Genomic DNA, 22919 nt, shown 5'->3' with positions numbered 1-22919 from the left:
GGTCCTCAGGCTGTGGCCTTCTGCGCCTTGGTTTCGCTGTTGGGCGGGCCGGCGAAGCGGGTGGCGAAGCCGCCGACGCTGAGCATGTCCACTTCCAGCAGGAATGGGCCTTTGGTCTGCAGGGCGCCACCGAGGACGCTGCTGAAATCCTTGAGGTCCTTGACCAGGCCGTGGCGCAGGCCAAGGGATTCGGCGAGCTTGCTGTAGTCGGGGGTATGCAGATCGACATAGGCGTGGCGGGCGCCGTAAATGGCGTCCTGGATGTTGCGGATCACGCCGTAGCGCTGGTCGTTCATCAGCAGGATGACCACGTTGGCCTTTTCTTGGACCGAAGGTCGCCAGTTCGCCCAGGTTGAGGATGAAACCACCGTCACCGGCCAGGGCGAAGACCTTGCGCCCCGGCGCGGTTTCAGCGGCGGCTACCGCCGCACCAATGCCCATCGCCAGGCCCTGGCCAATGCCACCGCCCAGGGCGTGCACGCCTGACAGCGGGTGGTACAGGTTGAGTAGGCGGTTGCCCCAGATACTGTTGGACAGCGTGACGTCGCGTACCCAGGTGAAGTTGCGGCCGGTCTGGGCCTGCAGTTGTTCGACCATGGCCGAGTACGGGCCGAGGTCGGCCACCAATTGTTGGCGAGCCTGGGCACGCACCGCCTTGAGCTCGTCGATGAAGTTCGGGTCGATGTTCAACCGGCCCTGCAGACGATCGGCCAGGCCTTCCAGGGCCAGGGCGGCATCGCCGCAAACGAACAGGTCGCTGGGGTAGCTGCGGCCTTCGATGGCCGGGTTGACGTCGATGCGCAGCGTGGTGCGTGGCAGCTTCAGGGCGTACTTGAAGGTTTCGTTGCTGCGCAGGCGCGAGCCGGCCACCACCAGTGCATCGCAGGTCTGCATGAAGCCTTCGACCAGCTTGTTCTGCGAGAACGCACCCAGGCAACGCTCGTCGTCTTCGTTGACCACGCCACGGCCCTGGGTCGAGGTGATCACGCCGACGCCCATCGCCAGCAAACGCTTGACCTGCGCCCCGGCATGGCGGGCGCCGCCGCCGAGCCACAACAGCGGACGGTGGGCGCTGGCCAGTCGCTCGGCGACCAGGTCGAGGGCTTCGGCGGCAGGCGCGGCGACTGGAATCGGCAGCGGTGAAAGGTCGGTCGGCATGGGGATGAAAGCCGACTGGATGTCGATCGGGATTTCCACGCTCACCGGGCCGGTCGGGGCGGTGAGGGCGGTCTGCACGGCCAGCTTCAGGGTACTCAGTGCAGTCTCCACGCTGCGCACACGGAACGCGGCCTTGGACACGGCCTTGAGCATGGTCAGCTGGTCGCGGGCTTCGTGGATGTAGGCCAGTTCCTGGTCCAGGTAGGGGGTCTCGATCTGCCCGGTGATATGCAGCAATGGCGTGCCGGCGGTCAGTGCCTCGACCATGGCCCCAGCGGCGTTGCCAGCGGCGGTGCCGGTGGAGGTCAGGCAGACGCCCAGGCCGCCGCTGCTGCGGGCATAGGCATCGGCCATGTTGGTGGCGCCGGCTTCGCCACGGGCCATGACGAAGCGGATGTTGCCGCGTACGGCGAAGGCATCGAGGATCGGCATGTTGTGGATCGAAATCACCCCGAACGCAGCCTTGACGTCGCATTGTTCGAGGAACGCGGTGATGACGGCACCGACGGTGACGGTGTTTTCGTTACGCATGGCGGGACAGGCCTCCGGATACATCGATATGACTGCCAGTGGTGTAGGCCGACAGCGGCGAAGCCAGGAACAGGATGGCCTGCGCCGCTTCCTTCGGCAGGCCAAGGCGGCCCAGGGGTATGTGCTTGCGTTGCGCCAGCTGCGCGGTCCATTGCGACCAGTTCAGGTCGCGTTCTTCGCGGGCATCGAAGCGGCGGCGCCATTGCCCGGACTCGACCAGGCCGATGAGGATGCCGTTGACCCGGATGCCGTGTTCGGCGAACTCGAAGGCCATCGAACGCACCAGGTTCTTCAGTCCGGCGCGGGCCGCGGAGGTGGCGACCATGTGCGGCTCGGGCTGGCTTGCCAGCAGCGAATTGACGCAGACGATCGAGGCATCCTGCTGGCCCTGCAGCTGCGCCATGAAGGCGCGCACCGGGTTGATGACGGAAAAGAACTTGAGCTGCAGTTCTTCGTTCCAGGCCTCGTCGGTGGTGTCGGCGAAGGTCGACACACGGCCTTGTCCGGCGTTGTTGACCAGTGCCTGGGCCGGGCCCAGCGCGTCCAGGCTGGCGGCGGCGAATGCCTGCACCGAGCCGGCATCCAGCACGTCGCACACCTGAGCCAGCAAGTGGGCCTCGGGGAAGCGTTCGCGCAGGCGTGCTTCGGCACTGCGCAGGCGCTCTTCGTTGCGGCCGCAGAAGGCTACGCGGGCGCCGGCTTCGAGCAGCAGTTCGACACAGGCGTAGCCGATGCCGGACGAGCCGCCGGTGACGATCACCGTGCTGTCGTGAAGTCGATAGGGGTTCATCTCAGTCCCTCATCAACGCGGTGACATGGCCGCTGCCGGGTCGGTAGTTGAGCAGGCGCGACAGTTCGTCGGCGCTGCCACGCACCTGGCCGAGCAGGTTGTCGAAGTTGACGTGGCCGATCTGCACCGTGGGGATGGTCAGGCCGAGGGCTGCGACTACCTGGCCGCTGGCATCGCGCACCGGCGCCGCCACCGTGGAGATGGTCGACTCGAAGAAGCCCTCGCCGCTGACATAGCCACGCAGGCGGTCGGCCTGCACCAGGTCGAACAGCTCCAGCACGGTTTTGGGCGTGCACGGCGAGTACTGCTCCAGATGCTCTTCGGGGTACAGCTCACGCAGTTCGGCCAGGCTCAGGTCGGCCAGCAGGATACGTCCGAGCACGGTGGCATGGGCTGGCAGGCGGGTACCCACGGTGACCGCGCTGGAGAACACCGAAGGCGGCGAGACCTTGGCCACGTAGACAATCGAGCGGCCATCGCGTACCACCAGATTGCTGGGGTAGTTGAGGTGATCGCACAGCCGCGCCAGCAACGGCTGGCCAAGCTCGGTCAGCTCCAGCGAGGCCAGGTACTCGAAGCCCAGGCGCAGCACCGACATGCCGAGGCGGTATTCGTTGCCGCTGCGGGTGACGAACCCCATGGTTTCCAGGGTGGTCAGCAGGCGGAAGATGGTCGAGCGTGGCAGCGACAGACGCCGGGCCAGTTCGGGGGCGGTCAGGGTGCGGTTCTGCCGGCTGAATTCGCACAGCAACAGCAGGCCGCGCTCCAGGCCCGGGACGATGTACTTGTCCTGGTTTTCCTTCAACGGATCCATTTCGTTCATAGCACGCTACCTGTCAGAGAGGCGTCGAGGGCGCGGGCCAGCAGGCCCGTCACCGTGTCAGGTTGTTCGATGGCGCAGGCATGGCCGGCGCCGGCAATCAGGTCGAAGGGCGCGGCCAGTGCAGCGGCGAGTGCCGCGCAGTCCTCGGGCAGGGTGATGCCGTCTGCGCTGCCGCAGTGCACCTGGCACGCAACCGCCAGGGGCGCGTAGCGCAGCAGGTCGTCGCCGCACAGCAATTCGATGGCTTGGCGGTAGCCATGGGGCTTGAGCCGCGCCATGTTCCAGTGCACCCAGGCCTGCGCCTCGGCGCTGGCGTTTGCCGACAGCAACCGTGCGCTGCGCTCGCGGGCCATGCGTTCGATGCCCAGTTGCCCAAGGTTGTGCAGGCGCTCGGCGCGCACCGCCCGGCCTTGATCCGGCACAGCGCCGTATCCGCGCGCCGGGCTGATCAGTACCAGGCGGTTGACGCGCTCAGGGCAGGCCTGGGCGAAGGCGCTGGCGGTCAGTGCCCCGAGGGAGTGGCCGACCAGCACGCAACGCTCGATACCCAAGGTATCCAGTGCCTGCAGCAGGCGTCCGGCATAGTCCCGTGCGCTGGGCGCAGCCATCGGCAAAGGCGAGGACTGGCCATAGCCCGGTGCGTCCCAGGCCAGTACCCGAGCCCGCTCGCTCAAACCCATGGCCACGTGCAGCCAGCTGGCCGCGCCCGAGCCGATGCCGTGCAGCAGCACCACGGCGTCACCGTCGCCGGCTTGGCGCACGGCCAACTGGCCGCCATCCAGGCGCAGCAGACGTTCGGCGAAGCGCTGATCGAGCAGGGAGGGGGTGGGCATGAGCGGTATCATCGGCTTACCCGCGCTTGATCGAGGCCAGCGGGTGCGCTGGCGGGTAGGTCGGGGTCACCGGCTTCTTGGCACCGAGCATCACGCACATCAACGCATCTTCGTCGCCGATGTTGATCTCTTCGCGGTATACCCCAGGCGGTACCGAAATCAGGTCACGGTCGGTCAGCACGGTTTCAAAGCGCTCGCCGTCTTTCTCGATGACTACCTTGAGCTTGCCGCGCAGCACGAAGAACACTTCTTCGACGTCGGTGTGCAAGTGGGGTGGGCCTTCGTGGCCGGCCGGGATGACCATGGTCGAGAAGGTGAAGTGCTCGGACGCGATGGTGTTCATGTCACTGCCCACGCCGGTGCCGCCGGTGCCCACGTAGCGCATCTGCGCGCGGCGGAACTTGGGGTCGTAGTCGGCCTGGAACTTCAGCGCGTCCCAGTCGTAGCGACGGGTCTCGTAGCGGGCGATGCGGGTCTGCATCCAGCTGGCGAGGTCGGCGCCGGCGGGACGGTCCCAGGATTTCGGGGCGTCGTTCTGCATGGAAAGGTCGGTCATGGAGGTCTCCTTGCTCAGGGCATGACGAACCCGCCGTTGACCGGCAGGGTTTGTCCAGTGATGAAGCGCGACAGGTCGGACAGGGCGAACAGCACCGCGCCACTGACGTCGTCGGGCAGTTGCGGGCGCTGGATGGCCCGTTGTTCGGTGTACAGGCGGTGGCGGGCCTCGGGCACGTAGGCAGTGGCCTCGACCAGCACCAAGCCTGGGGCGATGGCATTGACGGTGATGTTGGCGTTACCCAGTTCACGGGCCAGGCTGCGGGTCATGGCGATCACCGCGCCCTTGCTGGCGACATACGCCAGCAGGTTGGGCGCGCCCCACAGCGGTGTGTCGGAGGCAAGGTTGATGATCGCGCCTCGGCCGCTCTCGCGCAGGGCGGGCAGGGCGGCACGGGTCATCAGCCAGGTGCCGCGCACGTTGACCTGCATGACTTGGTCCCAGGTCTCGATGTCCAGCTCCTCGCAGCTCTTGCCGCCGGAGTTGGTGATCGAGGCGTTGTTGACCAGGCCGTCGAGGCCACCCAGGCGCTTGACCGTGCGTTCGATGCAGGCGTCGATCGACTCGGGGCTGGCCAGGTCCAGGCTCACGCCGCTGACGTCCAGGCCCATGCCGCTCAGTTCGCAGGCGGCCTGTTGCACGCGGCCGGCCAGCACATCGGCGATCACCACGCGGGCACCGGCCTGGGCGATGGCTTGGGCGAAGGCATAGCCCAGTCCACGGGCGCCACCGGTGACCAGCACACGACGGCCTTGGAGAAGGTTGGGGAAGGTGCTCATCATTGGCTGCTCAGCATGGCTTTGGGGAGGTAGTGAAGAACGCGCTTCTCGGCCCAGACCACAGCGCCGTAGGCGAGTACGCCGATCAGCGTGAGCATGACGATGGCCACGAACACCCCAGCGGTATTGCCCTGGCCTTCAGCGTCCACCAACAGGAAGCCCAGGCCCTGGTTGCCGCCGACCAGTTCACCGACGGTCACGCCGATCACCGCCAGGGTCGAGGCGATGCGCAGGCCCGAGAACAGCGCGGCCATGGCCGAGGGGAACTCCACCAGGCGGAAGATCTGCCAGCGGCTGGCATTCATGGTGCGCACCAGGTTGATCATGTCCGGGTCGACGGTACGAATGGCCGAGAGCACGTTGATCATCACCGGGAAGAACACGATCAGGATGGCGATCAGGATCTTCGGGTAGATGGTGTAGCCCAGCCACATCACGAACAGCGGCGCGAAAGCCACCTTCGGCGCGATCTGCAGGGCCAGGATGTAGGGCGACAGCATGGCCTCGGCCGATGGCGACAGGCCTAGGGACACACCGATCGCCACGCCAAGCAGGGCGCCGAGGGCGAAGCCGACGATGATCTCGAAGGCGGTGATCAGGGTGTGCTCGAACAGGTTGCCGGACTGCCACATCAGCAGGCTCTCCTGGGCCACGCGGCTCAGTTGCGGCATGACGAATTCGGGCATGCCGACCAACCCAGGGCCCCATTGCCACAGCACCAGGAACAGGACCAGCAGGCCAACGCTGCCGGCTACGGATGGATTGAGGTTTCTCATCGGGCGTTACCTTGTGATTGCTGGGCCGTCACTGGGCCGCGGTCGTGGTTTCGATGAACTGGTTGCTGTACAGGTCGTCGAGCTTGGGTTCGCGGGGGACGATGCCTTCGCTGACATAGAACTTGCGCACTGCCTCCAGGCGGGCCGGGTCCACGCGTCCGGGCACCGGCTGGCCGGCATAGACGTACTCCACGTACAGACGCAGGGTCTTCTCCAGCGAGGCTTCCTTGCCGGCGTAGGCCGGTACCGCACGGGCGAAGCTGGCGGCGGCGGCCTTGGGGTCGTCGATGATGTCCTTGAGGCCACGCAGGGTGGCCTGGACCACGCCACGGACGATCTGCGGGTGATGCGCGATGGCGTCGTCGGAGGCGAGAATCGCCTGGGCCATGCTCTCGAATACCTGTTCGCGAGGGATCAGCGCATATTTCAGGCCCGCGTCCTCGGCGTTGACCACCCAGTCCGGCACGCCGGCCATGGCCTGGGCCTTGTTGGCCGAGAACAGTTGCCACACGCCCGAAGGGCCGGCGGCCTGGATGTCGACATCGTCCTTGCTCAGCCCAGCCTTGCGCAGCGACGCGAGCAGGGCGTAATAGGTGGTGTCGGAGTAGGACATCACGGTCAGGGTCTTGCCCTTGAGCTGGCTGACCGAGCGGATGTTCTCACCCGCATTGGTGGCGATCATGGTCACGCCGCCGCCACCGAGCACCGCCACCGCGCGCACCGGAATGCCGTTGGGGCGCACGATGATCGGGGTATCGCCGATGGCTCCACCGACCAGTGCATTGCCGGCACCAATCTGCTTGGCGACGTCGACCCCGCCCTTGGCGGCGATGAAGGTCAGGTCCAGGTCCTGGGCCTGGTAGTAGCCTTTTTCCTTGGCGATGATCCATGGCGCGAACGCAGGCAGGCTGGGCGGCGCCGGCAGCAGGTAGGTGACCTTGGTCGGTTCGGCCTGGGCCTGTGCGGCCAGGTTCAGGGCGAGCGCGGCCAAAGCTGCGTGCGCCACGCGCTTGAAGGTAGTGGTGAACATGCTAACTCCCAAGAGGTGAGTGAGGCGTCGGTCAGTGCAGGTCGTGGTCTTCGCCGACCTTCAGCAGTTCCATCAGGCGGCCTGCCAGAGGGCCGATCTCCGGAAGCTTGCGCCGCTCCAGCGGGTTGTCGCGGTGCGGCAGGTCGATCTCGATTTCTTCGATGATGGTGCCGGGGCGGGCGCTCATCACCAGCAGGCGATCGGACAGGGCGATGGCCTCGACCAGGTCATGGGTGATGAACAGCGCGGTCTTCTTCTCTTCGAACAGCATTCGCGCCAGGTCCTGCTGGAGAATCATCTTGGTCTGGGCGTCGAGGGCCGAAAACGGCTCGTCCAGGAACAGCACCTGCGGGTCGATGGCCAGCGTGCGGGCCAGCGCGGCACGCTGGCGCATGCCCCCCGAGAGCTGGAACGGGTAGTGATCGGCGAAGCCTTGCAGGTGGCAGCGTTTGAGCAGGTTCTCGGCGATCACCTTGCGCTGTGAAGCCGCCATGCCCTGGATTTCCAGACCCAATTCGACATTGCGGCGAATACTGCGCCAAGGCATCAGCAGGTCCTTCTGCAACATGAAGGCGACCTTGCTCACCGGCCCGTCGACCCGTTCGCCGCTGACCAGCACTTCACCTTCGGTTGGTCTGTACAGGCCCGAACCCATGTTGAGGATGGTGCTCTTGCCGCAGCCGGAAGGGCCGATGATCGAAACCACTTCACCGCGGCGAATCTGGAAGTTCACGCCGCGAATGGCGAACGGCGCTTCGGTCTGGCCTTTGGTGGGAAACGCCTTGCCGACATTGCGAAATTCGATTTCAGTCGGTGCCGGGTCGGGGCGTGGTGCATTCCACTGCGAGGCGATTGCGTACATCTCTTTCACAGCCATGGGATTAGTCTCTGGTCTGTTTTATAGGTGATACGCCGTTTAGTGCATGAACAATGCCAGGTGTGTCATTTCTCTTAAATAATAAGAAATCCCTTATTTATTATTAAGTTACAGATATGCAGTGTTTTCCAGCATGTTTTATATATGAAACAGAGTTTTCTATATGGCACGAAAATGCCCAGCAACCGCGCACGAGAGGTGTCGAATGCGAGGGAGTTGGGCATTTTGGGTAACGGGCGTGTGCGAGGTTTCGCGGGTGAAACAGCCCCTTTGTCACAGGTGAGCGCCCGCTTGCCGGCGATTGGGCCGCGCCGCAGCGCTCAGGATCGCCGCGCAGGCCTGAGCACCAGCCACAAAGCCACACCGATCAGCAGCCCGCCGTACAGGTGCCCCATGGACAACGACTCGTCCAGCAGCCAGGCGCCCCACAGTACACCGAACACTGGAATCAGGAAGGTCACGGTACTGGCCTTGACCGGTCCGATTTCGGCCAGCAGGCGGAAGTAAAGAATGTAGGCGAATGCCGTGCACACCAGCCCCAACCCCAACAGCGACCACCAGACCTGCCAGCCGCCCCAACTGGCTGGCGGCTGAGTCAGTGCGCTCCAGGCGAACAGCGGCGTCATCATCAGGGTGGCGCCGAGCATGCTGCCCAAGGCCGAGAGGCGGCTGTCCAACCCACTGATCCAGCGCCGAGCGAGAAAGCCGGCAAAGCCATAGCAGGTGGTGGCGGCGAGACACGCCAGGGCGCCCTGCAGCAAGGCCAGATCCAAGGCAACGGGGCCGGCGCCGCTGAGAATGCCTACGCCGAGCAGACCGAGGAAAATGCCGCACAGCTTGGGCAAGGTCATCGGCTCACGGAAGCACAGCGCGCCGATCAGCACGCCCATCAGCGGCGTGGTGGCGTTGAAAATGGCCGAATAGCCGGCGGGCAGCACCTGGGCAGCGACCGAATAGAAGGTGGCCGGGATCCCTGAATTGATCATCCCCAGCACGAGGCAGGCCCCCAGTTTGCCCTGGAAGTTCCAGCGTACTCGGGCCACGGCGAGGATGGCGATCAACCCCAGGCAGGCGATCGAAACCCGGAAGAACGCGGTGGGCACGGTCCCCAACTCCGGCGCGATGATGCGCATGAACAGAAAGCTCGCCCCCCAGACGGCGGCAAGGGTCAGCAGGCGGGCTAGGGCGATGGGGCTCACAACGATCTCCGGATACAAGGCAGGGCGCGAGTGTACGTCACGGGGCGGGGCGTTTCTTGTGCTTTCTTGCGGTGTAAATCCGCTATCGCAGGGGCCGCAGTGGATCGGCGCGATTCAGGGACCGCCGACTCGCCGGCCATGCGCCAAGGCGGGCATCGCAAATTGCAAGGGGCGACTAAGCTGTCTATCTCACCCCGCACCTAGGTGTCCGCGCATGACCCAGCACTGGCCGGCCCACGAGATCGCCCGCATGATCCTCGATGGCTTCGACGACTACCGCGAGCATTTTCGCCGCATCACCCTCGGGGCCCGCGAACGTTTCGAGCAGGCCCGCTGGCAGGATATCCAACTGGCCGCGGCCGCGCGGATCAACCTGTACGAGCAGAAAGTCGGCGAGGTCAACGGTTGGCTGCGCGACGGTTTCGATGAAGAGGTGCTGCTGGAGGTAGGCCAGTGGCCCTTGGTCAAGAGCGCCTACATCAGCCTGATCGACCCGCGCCTTGACGATGAGCTGTCGGAAACCTGGTACAACTCGCTGTTCTGCAGCCTGTTCAGTCATGACCAGATCAGTGATGGCTGCATGTTCATCCACACCACCCGGCCCTCGTTGCGCAACCGCGAGCGCGCGGCACAAACCCACACCTACACGGCGCACGGCGGCCTCAAGGGCCTGCTGCGTTCGATCCTGGCCGATTACCCGTTCGATGTGCCCTACGCAGACCTGGAGGGTGACCTGGCACGACTGGAAGAGCAGCTGCGCGAAAGCCTGCCGGACTGGGTATGCAAGGACCCGGCCCTGGCGGTGGAGCTGTTCTGGCCGGTGTTGTACCGCAATAAAGGCGCCTACCTGGTGGGCCGCCTGCATACACTGGACGAACAATGGCCGCTGGTGATTCCCTTGCTGCACCGCGAAGGCCACGGCATCGAAGCGGATGCCGTGATCACCGACGAGGCCGAGGTGTCGATCATCTTTTCCTTCACCCGTTCGTACTTTATGGTCGATGTGCCGGTGCCAGCGGAGTTCGTCAACTTTCTCAAGCGCATTCTTCCCGGCAAGCACATCGCCGAGCTGTACACCTCCATTGGGTTCTACAAGCACGGCAAGTCGGAGTTCTACCGGGCGCTGATCAACCACCTGGCCGGCAGCGAAGACCGCTTCATCATGGCCCCGGGCGTTCGCGGCATGGTCATGAGCGTGTTCACCCTGCCGGGGTTCAATACGGTGTTCAAGATCATCAAGGACCGCTTCTCGCCGTCCAAGACCGTCGACCGCGCCACGGTCATCGACAAGTACCGTCTGGTGAAGAGTGTCGACCGCGTGGGGCGCATGGCCGACACCCAGGAGTTCGCCGATTTTCGCTTTCCCAAGGCCAAGTTCGAACCCGATTGCCTGGCGGAGCTGCTGGAGGTGGCTCCGTCCACGGTCGCCCTGGAGGGCGACACCGTGCTGATTCGTCACTGCTGGACTGAACGCCGCATGACGCCGCTCAACCTGTACCTGGAGCATGCCAGCGACGCCCAGGTGCTCGAGGCGCTGGAGGACTACGGCCTGGCCATCAAGCAGCTGGCGGCGGCGAACATTTTCCCCGGCGACATGCTGCTGAAGAACTTCGGGGTAACTCGCCATGGCCGCGTGGTGTTCTATGACTATGACGAAATCAGCTTTCTCACCGAGGTGAACTTCCGCCACATTCCGCCGCCGCGTTACCCGGAAGACGAGATGTCGGGCGAGCCGTGGTACTCGATCGGGCCGCACGATGTGTTTCCCGAGGAGTTTCCGCCGTTCCTGTTTGCCGATATCGGTCAGCGACGGCTGTTCAGCCGCTTGCATGGGGAATTGTACGACGCCGATTACTGGAAGGGATTGCAGGCGAAGATCCGCGATGGGAAGGTGATCGATGTGTTTCCGTATCGGCGCAAGGTACGGTGAATAATGATGTGCGCTGTCAGGGGCTGCGCAGGCACTTGAGCTCGCTGAAGTCGGTCCGCACTTCAGCCAGGCGTTGCTGCAGGAACGTGCGCTGGGCAGGCGTGCTCAGGTGCATCAGGTCGACCAGCAGGCTGCGCGCCTGCCGTTCGGTGTTCTGATAGGCGATGCGGTAATTTTCCGTCCACAGGCTCTCCTTGCGTTGCAGCAACTGCGCCAGGCGGGGTTCGAAGCTGGCGTCGTTGCGCTGGTTCATCGCCAGCATCAGTTGCTGCTGCCAGTGGGCGCGGTTGGTGATCCATTCGCGGTTCTGGTCGCCCAACGACTGGGACCAGGCCTGGATACGCTGGCGTTGCGCGGTGTTGAGGTCGCCGAACCAGGGCCTCAGACGCTTTTCCATGCGCTCGGTGCGCCGCGTGATCTGTTGCTCCAGCGGCGTATCCACGTACTTTTTCTGGCGTTCGCTGATGTCCTCGCGCAACGCCTCGCGCATCTCTTCCACCTGGGCATCGCTCATCCCCCGCAACAGTTCGGCCGCCGAAGGGGTAATGGCCTCGGTGACGCGGCCGATGGCCTGGCGGGCTTCCTGGGTGCGTTGCTGCAGCGCTTGGTCGGTCACCTGGTCTTCGGCGACCATCGTGCGCACCCGGTCGAGCCAGTCAAGGTAGCCGGGCAGCTGGGTCTTGCAGTGCCAGGCCAGGTGCTGCTTGAGGCGCTCATCGAGCAAGGCCTTCTGGTCGCTGTTCATGTCCAGGTAGTCGGCCAGTGACCAGGGTACCAGTCGGTCCAGGTTGCGGTAGGCCAGGTCGATACGGTTGCACGCCACCAGCGCCAGGAGCGAGCCGATGGCAATGAGCAAGACTTTGAGCAGGCGAACGTGCATGGGCGAGTCCTTGCAGGGGTTGGCCAGTCGATGGATATGAACAGGCCACGGCGACTGCGACGAATGAATCAGCGGTCGGGCAGCGCGGTGGCTTCAGGTGTAGAATAGCCGCCTTGTCTTGAGGAACATCGGAAATGGCTCTGCTTGGGCGTTACAACAGTTTGCAAATCGTGAAACACGTGGACTTCGGCCTGTACCTGGACGGCGGTGCCGACGGCGAAATCCTGCTGCCCAGGCGTTACATTCCCAAGGACACGCCGACCGAGGTCGATGACTGGCTCAATGTGTTCATCTACCTGGACAGTGAAGACCAGCTGATCGCCACCACCGAGCAGCCCAAGGTTCAGGTGGGTGGCTTCGCCAGCCTCAAGGTCAAGGACATCAACAATGCTGGCATCTTCTTCGACTGGGGCCTGTCCAAGGACCTGCTCATGCCTTATTCGGAAGAGTCGCGGCCATTGAAAATAGGCGACTACTGCGTGGTGCATGCCTACCTGGACAAACGCACCCGCCGTATCACCGCTACCGCCCGGCTGGATCGCTACCTGGACCGCACTCCGGCGGACTATTCGGTCGGTCAGCCGGTCGAGCTGCTGGTGGCCGGGCAGACGCCCATGGGCTACAAGGCCATCATCAATAACCGCCACTGGGGCCTGATTCACAAGAACGAGGTATTCAAGTTCCTGCGTTCGGGCATGCATGTGGAAGGCTTCATCAAGGAGGTGCGCCACGACGGCAAGATCGCCTTGAGCCTGCAACCGGTCGGCAAGGCGCTGGGCGATGACTTGCAAGAGCAGATCATGGCGCGTCTGGAGGCAGAGGGCGGGGTACTGGCCGTGTGCGACAAGAGCGCACCGGAGGTGATCAGCCAGCTGTTCAACGTCAGCAAGGGCAACTTCAAAAAGGCCATCGGCGCGTTGTTCAAGCAAGGCCGGATCGTCATCCATGACGATCGCATCGAACGGGCCTGATCAGGCCTGGACGAATGCCTTGAAATCCAGCTGCTCGCCGCCCGGGCGGGTGTCGCGCAGTAGCGAATCGCGGTCGGCGCTCAGGGCCAGGCTGATGGTCGAGCGGCGCTTACCGGGGTTGCGCACTTCCATCTGCTCCTGATGGGCACGCAGGAAGTTGGTCGGCACCTTCAGGTGCTGCAAGTCGTCGTTTTCCGGGGTGTGCAGCAGCAGGTTGACCCAGTCGGGCTGGCCCTTGCGCAGCAAGGCTACCGGTACTTCGAACCACCACAGGTTACGTTTGCGATCGAGGATGGCGAACAGGGTATTGGTGCTGTTGAGCACCGGCTTGTCCAGCGCCTGGTTACGTCGGGCGATGGCGGCGGGTTTGTCGAGTTTCATGCAGGTTCCTGCGGGTTGACGCGTGATAAGGCCTGCATTGTGAGGGGTGGCCGGTAGCGGGGCAAGGTTTGATGGCCCTATCGCTTTCAGCAGTCGGCCTGCTGGCGACAGGGCCAATGGGTTCAGCGACTCAGTGGCCGGCTCAACTCCGACGTCGCACCCTCGGCGGTGGTTACCGTCGCGGTGAAGCTGAGGAGCTCCGCGGCGTTCTCCAGCGTCTGGGCAAATGTCGCCTTGCCGTCCTTGTCACTGCTCACCAGTACCTGGCCAAGATACTGCTGCGCCTCGGTTCCGTTGGCCTCGGCATTCCCGAACACCTCGACCCGCAACAGGCTGGATGCCGGCCCGCTAACTTCGCCTTGCAACTGTTCGCCTTGCAGGGCAGTCAGGCGGGGGGCTGGCTGGTTGTGGTTGGGCAACGGCTGGCATGGCTTGGGTTGGCCATTGCCATCGCAAATGATGGCCTGGTCTTTCTTCGCCAGGTCTGCACCTATCCCTCGTGAACCTACGTACAGCGCATGGGCCTGGGCCGGTACGCCAAAGACGATTGCACCGGTGCGCTGGTCAGGCACGCACGAGCCGCCGGCCTCGCAGCGGCGAATGTCCTGGCTGTTGCCCCAGATCCGATTGGCGGTCAGGCGGGTGGCGGTGACGTTCGGCTCCGGACGCAGCGCCACACCAATGCGGTTGCCGTGAATCAGGTTGCCATCGAGGATGTTGCCGTCGCCCGTGACGCTGACACCGTTGGAGTTGCCTGTGAAGGTGTTGGCACCGAGGTAGTTGCGGTTGCCCCAGTTGATCTGCAGCCCGTCGGAGTAGTTCTCGAAGCGGTTGCGTACCACGCTGTTGTCGTTGCCCAGCAGAATCTCGATGCCCTGGGACGGCTCCGGGTTGGCGGGTGTGGAGCGGAACAGGTTGTCGGCCACCAGGTTGAAGGCCGCGCCCCGGGTGAGCTCCAGACCGTCGCCGTTGTCGACCAACTGGTTGCGCAGCACCTTGTTGTTGACCGTAGTGGTCGCTGTCGGATTGCCGGCACCGTCGTCGCCGGTGAGCATGATCCCGGCCCCGCCTTTGTTGGCCACGATGCGGTTGTCTTCGATGACGTTGCCACTGGCGCGATTGACCAGGATGCCGATGCAGAAGTTACGCACTTCAAGACCGCTCAGGTGCACGCCTTGGGTGTCTCGCAGCACCAGGCCGGGGTGGGTGGTGGTACGCACATTGGTGCCGTATTGGCCGGGCAGGGCGCCGGGGCAGGTGTGAACGCCCTGGTCCTTGATATAGCCGGAGCCGTCGATGGCGATGTATTGGCCGTCTTGGGCCCACGACAGTCCAGTGATGCGCACCGGGCCCTTGATTTCCGGCAGCGGGCGAGTCGGACGGATGACATAGGGTGGTTTACCCACCGGGGCAATGTCGATCCGGTAGCGGCCAGGGTTCTGGTTGCTGGTCTCGATCGCCCAGCGCAGGCTGCCGGGCTGGCCATCGTCGTTGTAGCGGTCGACGCGAAGGGTTTCGCTGCTGGCCGGTGCGGCGGCAAGAGCGGGCAGGGGGAGCAGCGGCAGCAAGGCGGCCAGGAGGGGCATCAAACGCATGGGGCGGACCTTCCGAAAACGATTGTTCTTATCGAAGGCAGCCTGCTTGGGGTTGCCATTCGCCGGTGATTCTAAGGGGGCAGGGGCGGCGCTGCGCAGAGCCTGGTGGCCAATTCGGTGCGGTATTCGCCCCGAATCACCGCCCGGCACGCCGTGTGTGAATCCGGTGAAACTCTTGCAGAAGACGACCGGTCAACCCACTGTCGACACGATTCACGTGTCTCCACTTGCAGGAGATTTGCCATGAGCGGCACTAAAGACAAAGTCAAAGGTATGGCCAACGAAGCCATGGGCAACGTCAAGCAAGGCGTCGGCAAGGCGACCGACAACGAGAAGCTGCGCGCTGAAGGCAAGGCCCAGGAGCTCAAGGGCGAGGCGCAGCAGGTGAAGGGGGACGTCAAGGACGCGATCAAGAAGCCCTGAATGAGCCCTGAATGATCGTGCCTTGGCTGGCCTCATCGCCGGCAAGCTGCACCTGCAGGGCCCTGCATGGGGCCCTGCAGGCGATTATTTCTGAAAGTCGGCAGGGAGCGGTACATCAGTTGCGTGGTCTATTAGACTTTCCCCTGTACTGATCAAGCGGCGAAAGGAGACGCTATGATTTTCCCCGACCTGCGCGGCCTGCCCCTGCACCGCGTGCTGGTGCGTACCGTCAGCGAATTTCTCGATGACGAGATGTCTACCTATGCCTCGGCGCTGGCCTACCAGATGCTGTTTTCGCTGTTCCCTTTCCTGCTGTTCTTGATCGCCTTGATCGGTTTTCTGCACCTGCCGGACTTTTTCTCCTGGCTCCGCCTGCAATCGGAACTGGTGTTGCCGCCGCAGGCGCTGGAACAGGTCAACCCGGTGATCGACCAACTGCAGCAGTCCAAGGGCGGCTTGCTTTCAGTGGGTATCGTGATCGCGCTGTGGACTGCCTCGGCTGGCGTGCGCCTGATGATGAGTGCAATGAACGCCGCCTACGACGTGCCCGAGGGACGCCCGGTCTGGAAGCGCATTCCGCTGTCGATCATCTACACGGTGGGCATCGCTGGGATGCTGCTGGCAGCGGCGGCGTTGATGGTATTGGGGCCGCAGGTCATGGAGTGGATTGCCGCCCAGATCGGCATGCAAGAGGTGATCGTCACGGTGTGGACCATCCTGCGCTGGCCGGCGATCATCATCCTGATGATGGTGGCGGTGGCGCTGATCTATTACGTGATGCCGGACGTGAAGCAGAAGTTTCGCTTCATCACGCCAGGTTCGGTGCTGGCGGTGGTGGTGTGGATCATCGCTTCCCTGGGCTTTGGTTACTACGTAAAGACCTTCGCCGACTACAACGCGATGTACGGCAGTATCGGTGCAATCATCGTGCTGTTGCTGTATTTCTATATCTCCGCAGCCGTGCTGTTGCTGGGGGCGGAAATGAACGCCGTGATCGAGCACATGTCGACAGAGGGCAAGAACCCTGGCGAAAAGGATTTCGGCGGTGACAAGTCCAGGGAGACCCTGACAGTGCTGGGCCATGAACACCCGATATCGAGCGAGCCTCGACCTTCCGAGCCGACACCCCGATGATCCGCGACATTCTCAAGATGGGCGATGAGCGCCTGCTACGCATCGCCCCACCGGTGCCTGACGAACTGATCGGCAGTGCCGAACTGCAGCAACTGATCGACGACATGTTCGAGACCATGGCCCATGTAGGCGGCGTGGGTCTGGCCGCGCCACAGATAGGCATCGACCTGCAACTGGTCATCTTCGGATTCGAGCGCAGCGAGCGTTATCCGGATGCCGAGCCAGTTCCGCAGACCATCCTGCTCAACCCGGTGATCACGCCCATGTCGACCGAGATCGAGGACGGCTGGGAAGGCTGTCTGTCGGTGCCCGGCCTGCGCGGGGTGGTGCCGCGCTACAAGCATATTCGTTACGAAGGCATCGACCCTCAGGGCAATCCGATCAACCGCTTTGCGGACGGTTTTCATGCCCGCGTGGTGCAGCATGAGTGCGATCACCTGATCGGGCGGTTGTACCCCTCGCGCATTCAGGACTTTGCCAAGTTCGGGTTCACCGAGGTGCTGTTCCCTGGGCTGGATGCCAGCGACGACTGACCGCGCACCATGGCCACCAGGCGTTTACTGCGTTGGTAGCGCGCCAGCCGAGCGGCGAGGGCTTCTGGCAACTGGGCGGCGGTTTCGAAGGCCAGGTGTTGATAGAAGGGCGCCAGGTCGGGGTGGCAGAATAGCCAGATCGGGCCGCGTCCGCCTGCCAGTGCGGCATCGATCAATTGCCCCGCCACGCCCTGTTTGCGCTGCTGCGGGGCGACGAAAAGCCCTGTGAGCCAATGGCCATTCTCGACGGGCGCCAAGCTCAGCCCTGCGATGATTTCGGTACGCCGGGCTACCCACAGTTCCCCATCGCTGGCAGCCCGCATGCGTGAGCCGTGCTGGCGGTAGAAGTGGTCGAGCAGGCGGCGCTCGAGGGCGGTCAGTTGGGTGCAGTGCAGCAGGGGCATGCGCATTCCAAAGTCGAGTCGAAAAACGGCCGGGATGGCTCTACGCCAGCCTCTTGAGGCGATTTTGTCGCAGATTGTTGCAAATCCTGCAAGGGTGAATGTCTGACTTCGGGGTTCAACTATTCAAAGGCGGGAGTAGACTTTCAGACATCCCCCAGCAGTATGACGAAGCGGGATCGGTACTTCGTGTCATCTTCGTTGGAGATGACAACTTCTCCGCGCCATTGACGGCATATTGAAGTCAATCGATCAGCTTGATTGCTTTAAAGGCCAACTCACATGAAACCATTACTGATTCTTGCATTGGTCGGTATGTCCTCGTTCGCCCTTGCCGATGAGGCCAAACCTGTCTCCACCGAGCCTGTCGCCCAGCAGTACGACTATTCCATGAACCTGGACATCAAACGGGTGATCAGTCTGTCGACCCTTCCGAATGTCTGCGAAGTGGTGCCGGCGACCATGACCTATGAAGACCATCAGGGCCAGGTGCATACCATTCAGTACCGCGCCATGGGCGAGGGCTGCCAGCAAGGCTGATTGCCCCGACCCTTCGCGGCCAAGCCTGCTCCCGCGGACCGAACTGGGTCTGCGGGAGCGCAAGCCCTCAGCCTGCCAACACGCGACACACCCGTTCCAACCCCTCCTTCAGTTCAGCACGGCTACCCGCCGCCGACAGGCTGATACGCACCGCCTGCTCCTGGCCCGCGCCCACGGCGAATACGCTCGCCGGCACGATCTCCACGTGCTGTGCGCGACACTGCGCTACCACCCTGTCAGCCCCTCGTGAAGCGGCCACCCAGGCATGGGGGGCAGGTTCGCTGGCGTTGCACAAGGCACTGCCCAGCACCTTGCGCGCCAGGCGCCAGCGCTCGCAGACTTCCGTGCGCTGCCAGGCCAGGCGTCGGGCTGCCGTACCGTCTTCGATCCACTGGCAGGCAACCTGCAGGTTCAGGGGCGAAATCGACCAGTGACTGGCCTTGGCGTGGGGGTCGACCTGCTCCAGCAGGCGAGGGTCGGCTACGATCCAGCCCAGCCTCAGTCCCGCGGCCACCGTCTTGGACAGGCTGCTGATCAGGACGCCGTGCTCGCCCAACAGCGGGTAGAGCGGTGGGCGGTCGCTGAGGGCGCCATAGACATCATCCTCGATCACCAGCAGTCCCAGGCGTTTGACCACCTCGGCAATTGCCTGGCGGCGCGCGTCGTCCATGCAGGCGCCGGTGGGGTTGTGCAGGGTCGGTGTGGTCACCAGTACCCGTGCGCCGCTGGCACGGGCAACCCGGTCCAGTTCATCTGGCCGTAGGCCCTGCGTGTCCAGCGCCACACCGTGCACCGGCAAGCGCAACTGGCGGCACGCCGCCTTGATGCCCGGCGCGGTCAAAGCCTCGAGCATGACCGGCTCGCCGGCCTGGCAGAGCGACTGCAGCAGCAAGGTGAGCCCGTGCTGGGCGCCTGCGCACAGGAGCAACTCGTCAGCCGCCAGTGTCAGGCCGCGATTGGCCAGCCAGCGGGCGCCTTGGAGCCTGCCCAGCAGCAACTGCTGCGGCCCGAGGTAATGGTCGAGCAATTGGCTCTGGCGCTGTGCCAGCAAGGCTTGCAGGCTGAGGTGCAGGTCCTGGTTGGTCGGGTCGGCCACCGGCACATTGGTCGACAGGTCGATCAGCGTGCCGTGCGGGTCATGCTGCTTGAGGCGAAACAACGTCGCTTCCTGGCTACCGGCCAGCACGTAAGTGCCACGGCCGACCTCGCCCGCCACCAGGTGGCGAGCGGCGGCTTCACGGTAGGCCTGCTGCGTGGTGCTGGGATTCAAGCCCAGTTTCCAGGCCAGACGACGCTGGGGAGGCAGGCGATCGCCGACCTTGAGCGTTCCACATTCGATGGCGCTGGCGATGGCGTCGACCAGCGCCAGGTAACGGGGGCGGCCATCCTCGACGAGTTCAGGAACCCACATGAAATTGCTGCCCATGCAATATAAGGATTTACCCATACAATGCCCGGCGCATAGGATCGGATCAACCTCTTGACCCTAAAGGATGACCGTCATGTTCGACCTAGCCGCCCTGCGTGAAGCCGCTGAATTCGTCCACCAGCATATCCCCGCCACCGCGCAGCATGCCTGGCCTTTGCTGGCTGCCCGGCTGGGGTGCGAGGTATGGGTCAAGCATGAGAACCATGCGCCTACCGGGGCATTCAAGGTGCGCGGCGGGCTGGTGTACGTGCGCTCGTTGCTGGCCTGCGGCAACCCACCCCAAGGCCTGGTCACTGCGACCCGTGGCAACCATGGCCAGAGCATGGCGATGGCGGCGCGACGGGCAGGCTTGCCGTTGGTGATCGTGGTACCGGAGGGGAATTCCAGGGAGAAGAACGCTGCCATGCGAGCACTTGGCGCCGAGCTGGTCGAGCACGGCGCGGACTTCGACGTGGCCCGCGAAGAGGCCAGCCGAATAGCCGCGGCGCGTGGCTATACCATGGTGCCCGCGTTCCACCCGGAGCTGGTGCGCGGGGTGGCGACCTACGCCCTGGAGCTGTTCGAAGCGGTGGCTGAGCTGGACTGCGTGTATGTGCCGATCGGCATGGGCTCGGGCATTTGCGGGCTGATCCAGGCGCGCAACCTGCTTGGCTTGAAGACCGAGATCGTAGGTGTGGTTTCCAGTGCGGCCGATGCCTATGCACAAAGCTTCGAGCAAGGACGCATCGTTACCACCGCCACTGCCAATACTTTCGCCGATGGCATGGCCTGCCGGGTTCCCAATGCCGATGCCCTCGCCCTGGTGCGCGAGCATGCGGCACGTATCGTGCGCGTGGACGACAGTGAAATCGCCCAGGCGATGCGCCTGTACCACGAAGCGACCCACAATACCTCCGAAGGTGCTGGAGCCGCGCCGCTGGCAGCGTTGATGCAGGAGCGGGGCAGGCAGGCTGGCAAGCGTGTGGCGGTAGTGCTCAGTGGGGCGAATGTGGACCGCGATCTGTATGCGCGGGCTCTGGCTGGCATCGAGCAACTCTGAGCCCATGGCAGGTCCAGGGTATTCAAGGGCAAGCCAATCTGGCTTGAGCAAGCGCCATGGCTTCCCATACAGTGCGCCAGTGTGCGCGCCGTGAACGCGCCTGTCTTCAACCTGTAGTCGAGTTTCCGATGCCTTTCTCCAACGGTTTTCTTCTGAGCCTGTCCCTGTGCCTGGATATCGGGGTGGCCAACATCGCCATGATCACACTCGCCATGCAGCGTGGTTTTCTCCAGGGCTTCTGGCTGGGCCTTGGCACTTGCGTGGGCGACTTGATCTATGCCGTGGCGGCGTTGGCCGGGATGACCGTTCTGTTGCAGTTCGAAGCCGTGCGCTGGGCCTTGTGGCTAGGGGGCTCGGCCTTGCTGGTGTGGTTCGCGCTGAAGATGTTGCTGGCAGCCTGGCGTGGCGGGCACATGGAGGCGCGAGGGCAAGTGGTGGTGGAATCGGGCTGGCGGGAGTTCCTGCGGGGGATCTTCCTGGCCATGTCGTCGCCCAGCGCCATCCTGTGGTTCGCGGCAGTGGGCGGGGTGCTGATTTCCCGTTCCGGGGGCGGTACTGCGCTGGAGGCGGGGTTGTTCCTTGGTGGCTTCCTCGCTGCAGGCCTGGTCTGGTGCCTGACCCTCTGTGGTATCGCCAGTCATGGCGGACGCCTGCTGGGCGACCGCTTGTTGACCTGGTCCTACCTGCTGTCAGCGGCGATCTTTTGTTATTTCGCGGTGTATGTGGTCGTTTCCGGCTACCGCGAATTCATCCTGGCAAGCCCCCCCTTGTAAACCGTCGAGCCTGGGTGCGAACGGACAGCCGGTGGCAGGGCAGGGGCATGGGTCAAGTGCCAGGTGACGGATCTGCGCTACGCTATCGAACCAGCACGGGCCAGGCATGCTTGCCTGGGCTCGATCAATGAGGTGATGGACATGAGCACACTACCGATTCCCCCCGTACGCTACGAGGATGGCCGGGCGCTGACGCTTGTGGGTTTGTGCGAGCGTTTCAACCTGAGCAATCTTGCTGGGCTGCCCTTGCTGTGGCAGCGTTTCGTCGAACACGGTGGCGATACGCCGTGGCTGCTCGGCAAAGACAGTTACGGCGTGTGCTATCACCCCGACGAACGTGGCGGTTTCGACTACCTGGCGGCGGTCGAACTGAGTACCGACAGGACCCTTGCGCCAGGATTCACGACGCTGGCACTGGCACCGCAGCATTACGCTGTGTTCGAACATCATGGCAGCCTGCAAGCGCTGAAGGGGACCTTCCAGGGCCTGTTTGCCTGGTTGGCCCAGTCCGGCCTGCAGCAGGCCGATGCGGCGCTGTTCGAGCGCTACCCGGCAGGTTTCGACCCGACGGACCCAAACGCTGCGATGGAAATCTGGGTGCCGTTGCAACGCAAATAAATTCATCGCCCTGTCGATTTCCCCCGCTACCGTTCGACCAAGAGGTGAAGGCGCAGGAGATACCTGCGCCAAAATGCTCATGACCGAGCGCAGGAGTTCGCCGATGAACAGCGCAGCTGAAACCGAAATCCGTCAACTCATCGACACCTGGATGCAGGCCGTTCGCGACCGCGACCTGGATGGCATTGCCGCGCCCTATGCCGAGGATATCGTCGCCTTCGATGCCATCAAGGAACTGCAGTTCAAGGGCAAGGCTGCCTACCGGGCGCACTGGGAAATGTGCATGGGCTTTTGCACCGGGCCGATGATCTTCGAGTGTGCCGAACTCACCGTACACGCAGACGGTGACCTGGGCGTGGCCCACTGGCTCAACCGTTGCGGGCCATCGGACGATGAAAACCAATGTGGCTTCATGCGTGCCACGGTCGCCTATCGTCGGCGCGCCGGGCAATGGCAGGTTATTCACGAGCACTGGTCGGCGCCGTTCGACATGGAAACGCAAAAAGCACTGTTCGATCTCAAGCCCTGAGTCGATATCGCCAAACGCACTGCGCCCATCCCCTGGAGGCGACCATGAAATACCTGTGCCTGGTCTATTGTGACGAAGGGCTGTTGCACAGCCTGCCCGACAGCCCCGAAGACGCCGAATGCATGGCTTACGCACAGTCATTGCAGCACTCCGGGCGCATGCTGGCGGCCGAGGCACTCAAGCCTGTGCAGACCGCCACCACGGTACGCATGCGAGGCGGCCGCATGAGCCTGACCGATGGGCCGTTCGCCGAAACCAAGGAGCAACTGGCGGGTTTTTACCTGGTGGATGCCCGGGACTTGAACGAAGCCTTGAATATCGCCAAGGGTATCCCGGCGGCGCGGGTCGGCAGCGTGGAAGTGCGACCGGTGCGTGATCTGCAACCCTGACC

The 22919-nt window shown here is 63.8% G+C and carries 25 protein-coding genes and 1 pseudogene; 11 read left to right on the top strand and 15 right to left on the bottom strand.

The features are described 5' to 3' along the window. Positions 1-5 precede the first annotated feature (5 nt). From VXM67_RS20240 to VXM67_RS20195, 10 genes and pseudogenes are all read right to left on the bottom strand, one after another. Positions 6-1689: pseudogene (locus VXM67_RS20240) on the bottom strand (thiamine pyrophosphate-binding protein). Then, positions 1682-2479, bottom strand: a complete 798-nt coding sequence (locus tag VXM67_RS20235) for an SDR family oxidoreductase (RefSeq protein ID WP_367237340.1) — start codon at positions 2477-2479, stop codon at positions 1682-1684. Before VXM67_RS20235 ends, VXM67_RS20240 begins: the two are co-directional and overlap by 8 nt. A gap of 1 nt (position 2480) precedes the next feature. Continuing rightward, positions 2481-3293: an IclR family transcriptional regulator gene (locus VXM67_RS20230; RefSeq protein ID WP_027907431.1), complete on the bottom strand. Its 813-nt coding sequence runs from the start codon at positions 3291-3293 to the stop codon at positions 2481-2483. Positions 3294-3298: 5 nt separating this feature from the next. Further along, on the bottom strand, positions 3299-4135 hold the full coding sequence (locus VXM67_RS20225; RefSeq protein ID WP_023381733.1) for an alpha/beta fold hydrolase: 837 nt from the start codon (positions 4133-4135) through the stop codon (positions 3299-3301). A 16-nt stretch (positions 4136-4151) separates the two neighbouring features. Further along, complete coding sequence (locus tag VXM67_RS20220) at positions 4152-4691, bottom strand: cupin domain-containing protein (protein ID WP_023381732.1); 540 nt, start codon at positions 4689-4691, stop codon at positions 4152-4154. 14 nt (positions 4692-4705) lie between these two features. Next, positions 4706-5470 (bottom strand): SDR family oxidoreductase, encoded by a 765-nt coding sequence (locus VXM67_RS20215; RefSeq protein WP_023381731.1) that lies wholly within the window; start codon positions 5468-5470, stop codon positions 4706-4708. Then, a complete protein-coding gene (locus VXM67_RS20210) occupies positions 5470-6246 on the bottom strand; it encodes an ABC transporter permease (RefSeq protein WP_023381730.1) in 777 nt (258 codons plus the stop codon). The genes VXM67_RS20215 and VXM67_RS20210 overlap by 1 nt, the downstream gene beginning before the upstream one ends. Positions 6247-6274: 28 nt before the next feature. Continuing rightward, positions 6275-7276 (bottom strand): ABC transporter substrate-binding protein, encoded by a 1002-nt coding sequence (locus VXM67_RS20205; protein ID WP_023381729.1) that lies wholly within the window; start codon positions 7274-7276, stop codon positions 6275-6277. 31 nt (positions 7277-7307) lie between these two features. Further along, on the bottom strand, positions 7308-8153 hold the full coding sequence (locus tag VXM67_RS20200) for an ABC transporter ATP-binding protein (RefSeq protein ID WP_023381728.1): 846 nt from the start codon (positions 8151-8153) through the stop codon (positions 7308-7310). Positions 8154-8473: 320 nt separating this feature from the next. Further along, entirely contained in the window at positions 8474-9352 is an 879-nt protein-coding gene (locus VXM67_RS20195) for a DMT family transporter (RefSeq protein WP_023381727.1), read from the bottom strand. Between the two features lie 214 nt (positions 9353-9566). On the opposite strand from VXM67_RS20195, the gene aceK reads away from it, so the two are divergent. Further along, complete coding sequence (aceK, locus tag VXM67_RS20190; protein WP_023381726.1) at positions 9567-11282, top strand: bifunctional isocitrate dehydrogenase kinase/phosphatase; 1716 nt, start codon at positions 9567-9569, stop codon at positions 11280-11282. A 16-nt stretch (positions 11283-11298) separates the two neighbouring features. Here the strand turns inward: aceK and VXM67_RS20185 are convergent, their stop codons facing one another. Beyond that, a complete protein-coding gene (locus VXM67_RS20185) occupies positions 11299-12162 on the bottom strand; it encodes a DUF6279 family lipoprotein (protein WP_027907434.1) in 864 nt (287 codons plus the stop codon). A gap of 134 nt (positions 12163-12296) precedes the next feature. Here VXM67_RS20185 and VXM67_RS20180 point away from each other — a divergent pair, with 134 nt between their 5' ends. Then, positions 12297-13133 (top strand): S1-like domain-containing RNA-binding protein, encoded by an 837-nt coding sequence (locus VXM67_RS20180; protein ID WP_023381724.1) that lies wholly within the window; start codon positions 12297-12299, stop codon positions 13131-13133. On the opposite strand, the gene VXM67_RS20175 is transcribed toward VXM67_RS20180, so the two are convergent. Both VXM67_RS20175 and VXM67_RS20170 read right to left on the bottom strand, forming a co-directional pair. Further along, positions 13134-13514 (bottom strand): hypothetical protein, encoded by a 381-nt coding sequence (locus tag VXM67_RS20175; RefSeq protein WP_023381723.1) that lies wholly within the window; start codon positions 13512-13514, stop codon positions 13134-13136. A 122-nt stretch (positions 13515-13636) separates the two neighbouring features. Beyond that, positions 13637-15109, bottom strand: coding sequence for a nitrous oxide reductase family maturation protein NosD (locus tag VXM67_RS20170; RefSeq protein ID WP_027907435.1), 1473 nt, complete (start codon positions 15107-15109; stop codon positions 13637-13639). Between the two features lie 243 nt (positions 15110-15352). Between VXM67_RS20170 and VXM67_RS20165 the strand changes: the two genes are divergently transcribed. The 3 genes from VXM67_RS20165 (at position 15353) to def (ending at position 17199) form a co-directional block, all read left to right on the top strand. Beyond that, positions 15353-15532, top strand: coding sequence for a CsbD family protein (locus tag VXM67_RS20165; RefSeq protein ID WP_023381721.1), 180 nt, complete (start codon positions 15353-15355; stop codon positions 15530-15532). A 174-nt stretch (positions 15533-15706) separates the two neighbouring features. Continuing rightward, positions 15707-16666 carry a YihY/virulence factor BrkB family protein gene (locus tag VXM67_RS20160; RefSeq protein WP_023381720.1) on the top strand — a complete coding sequence of 320 codons (960 nt, stop codon included), beginning with the start codon at positions 15707-15709 and terminating at the stop codon, positions 16664-16666. Next, entirely contained in the window at positions 16663-17199 is a 537-nt protein-coding gene (gene def / locus VXM67_RS20155) for a peptide deformylase (RefSeq protein WP_023381719.1), read from the top strand. The genes VXM67_RS20160 and def overlap by 4 nt, the downstream gene beginning before the upstream one ends. On the opposite strand, the gene VXM67_RS20150 is transcribed toward def, so the two are convergent. Continuing rightward, the gene (locus VXM67_RS20150) at positions 17133-17522 is read right to left on the bottom strand and encodes a GNAT family N-acetyltransferase (RefSeq protein WP_049818782.1); all 390 of its coding nucleotides are present in this window, start codon (positions 17520-17522) and stop codon (positions 17133-17135) included. The genes def and VXM67_RS20150 overlap by 67 nt on opposite strands. A 360-nt stretch (positions 17523-17882) precedes the next feature. Here VXM67_RS20150 and VXM67_RS20145 point away from each other — a divergent pair, with 360 nt between their 5' ends. Then, a complete protein-coding gene (locus VXM67_RS20145) occupies positions 17883-18140 on the top strand; it encodes a DUF2790 domain-containing protein (protein ID WP_023381717.1) in 258 nt (85 codons plus the stop codon). Between the two features lie 67 nt (positions 18141-18207). On the opposite strand, the gene VXM67_RS20140 is transcribed toward VXM67_RS20145, so the two are convergent. Then, positions 18208-19551, bottom strand: coding sequence for a PLP-dependent aminotransferase family protein (locus tag VXM67_RS20140; RefSeq protein WP_027907437.1), 1344 nt, complete (start codon positions 19549-19551; stop codon positions 18208-18210). Between the two features lie 91 nt (positions 19552-19642). Here VXM67_RS20140 and VXM67_RS20135 point away from each other — a divergent pair, with 91 nt between their 5' ends. The 5 genes from VXM67_RS20135 to VXM67_RS20115 all read left to right on the top strand — a co-directional run bounded on the left by VXM67_RS20135 (position 19643) and on the right by VXM67_RS20115 (position 22917). Next, the gene (locus VXM67_RS20135) at positions 19643-20608 is read left to right on the top strand and encodes a threonine dehydratase (protein ID WP_023381715.1); all 966 of its coding nucleotides are present in this window, start codon (positions 19643-19645) and stop codon (positions 20606-20608) included. Positions 20609-20736: 128 nt separating this feature from the next. Continuing rightward, on the top strand, positions 20737-21381 hold the full coding sequence (locus VXM67_RS20130) for a LysE family translocator (RefSeq protein WP_027907438.1): 645 nt from the start codon (positions 20737-20739) through the stop codon (positions 21379-21381). Positions 21382-21522: 141 nt separating this feature from the next. After that, positions 21523-21999, top strand: coding sequence for a GyrI-like domain-containing protein (locus VXM67_RS20125; RefSeq protein ID WP_049818779.1), 477 nt, complete (start codon positions 21523-21525; stop codon positions 21997-21999). Between the two features lie 103 nt (positions 22000-22102). Then, positions 22103-22528, top strand: a complete 426-nt coding sequence (locus VXM67_RS20120; RefSeq protein WP_023381712.1) for an SgcJ/EcaC family oxidoreductase — start codon at positions 22103-22105, stop codon at positions 22526-22528. Between the two features lie 44 nt (positions 22529-22572). Further along, positions 22573-22917, top strand: coding sequence for a YciI family protein (locus VXM67_RS20115; RefSeq protein WP_023381711.1), 345 nt, complete (start codon positions 22573-22575; stop codon positions 22915-22917). Positions 22918-22919: the final 2 nt, after the last annotated feature.

The organism is Pseudomonas sp. Rh2, from assembly GCF_040762985.1.
Classification (GTDB): Bacteria; Pseudomonadota; Gammaproteobacteria; order Pseudomonadales; family Pseudomonadaceae; genus Aquipseudomonas; species Aquipseudomonas taiwanensis.
Note: the sequence above shows the minus strand (reverse complement) of the source record. Positions and strands in the feature narration are given on the sequence as shown.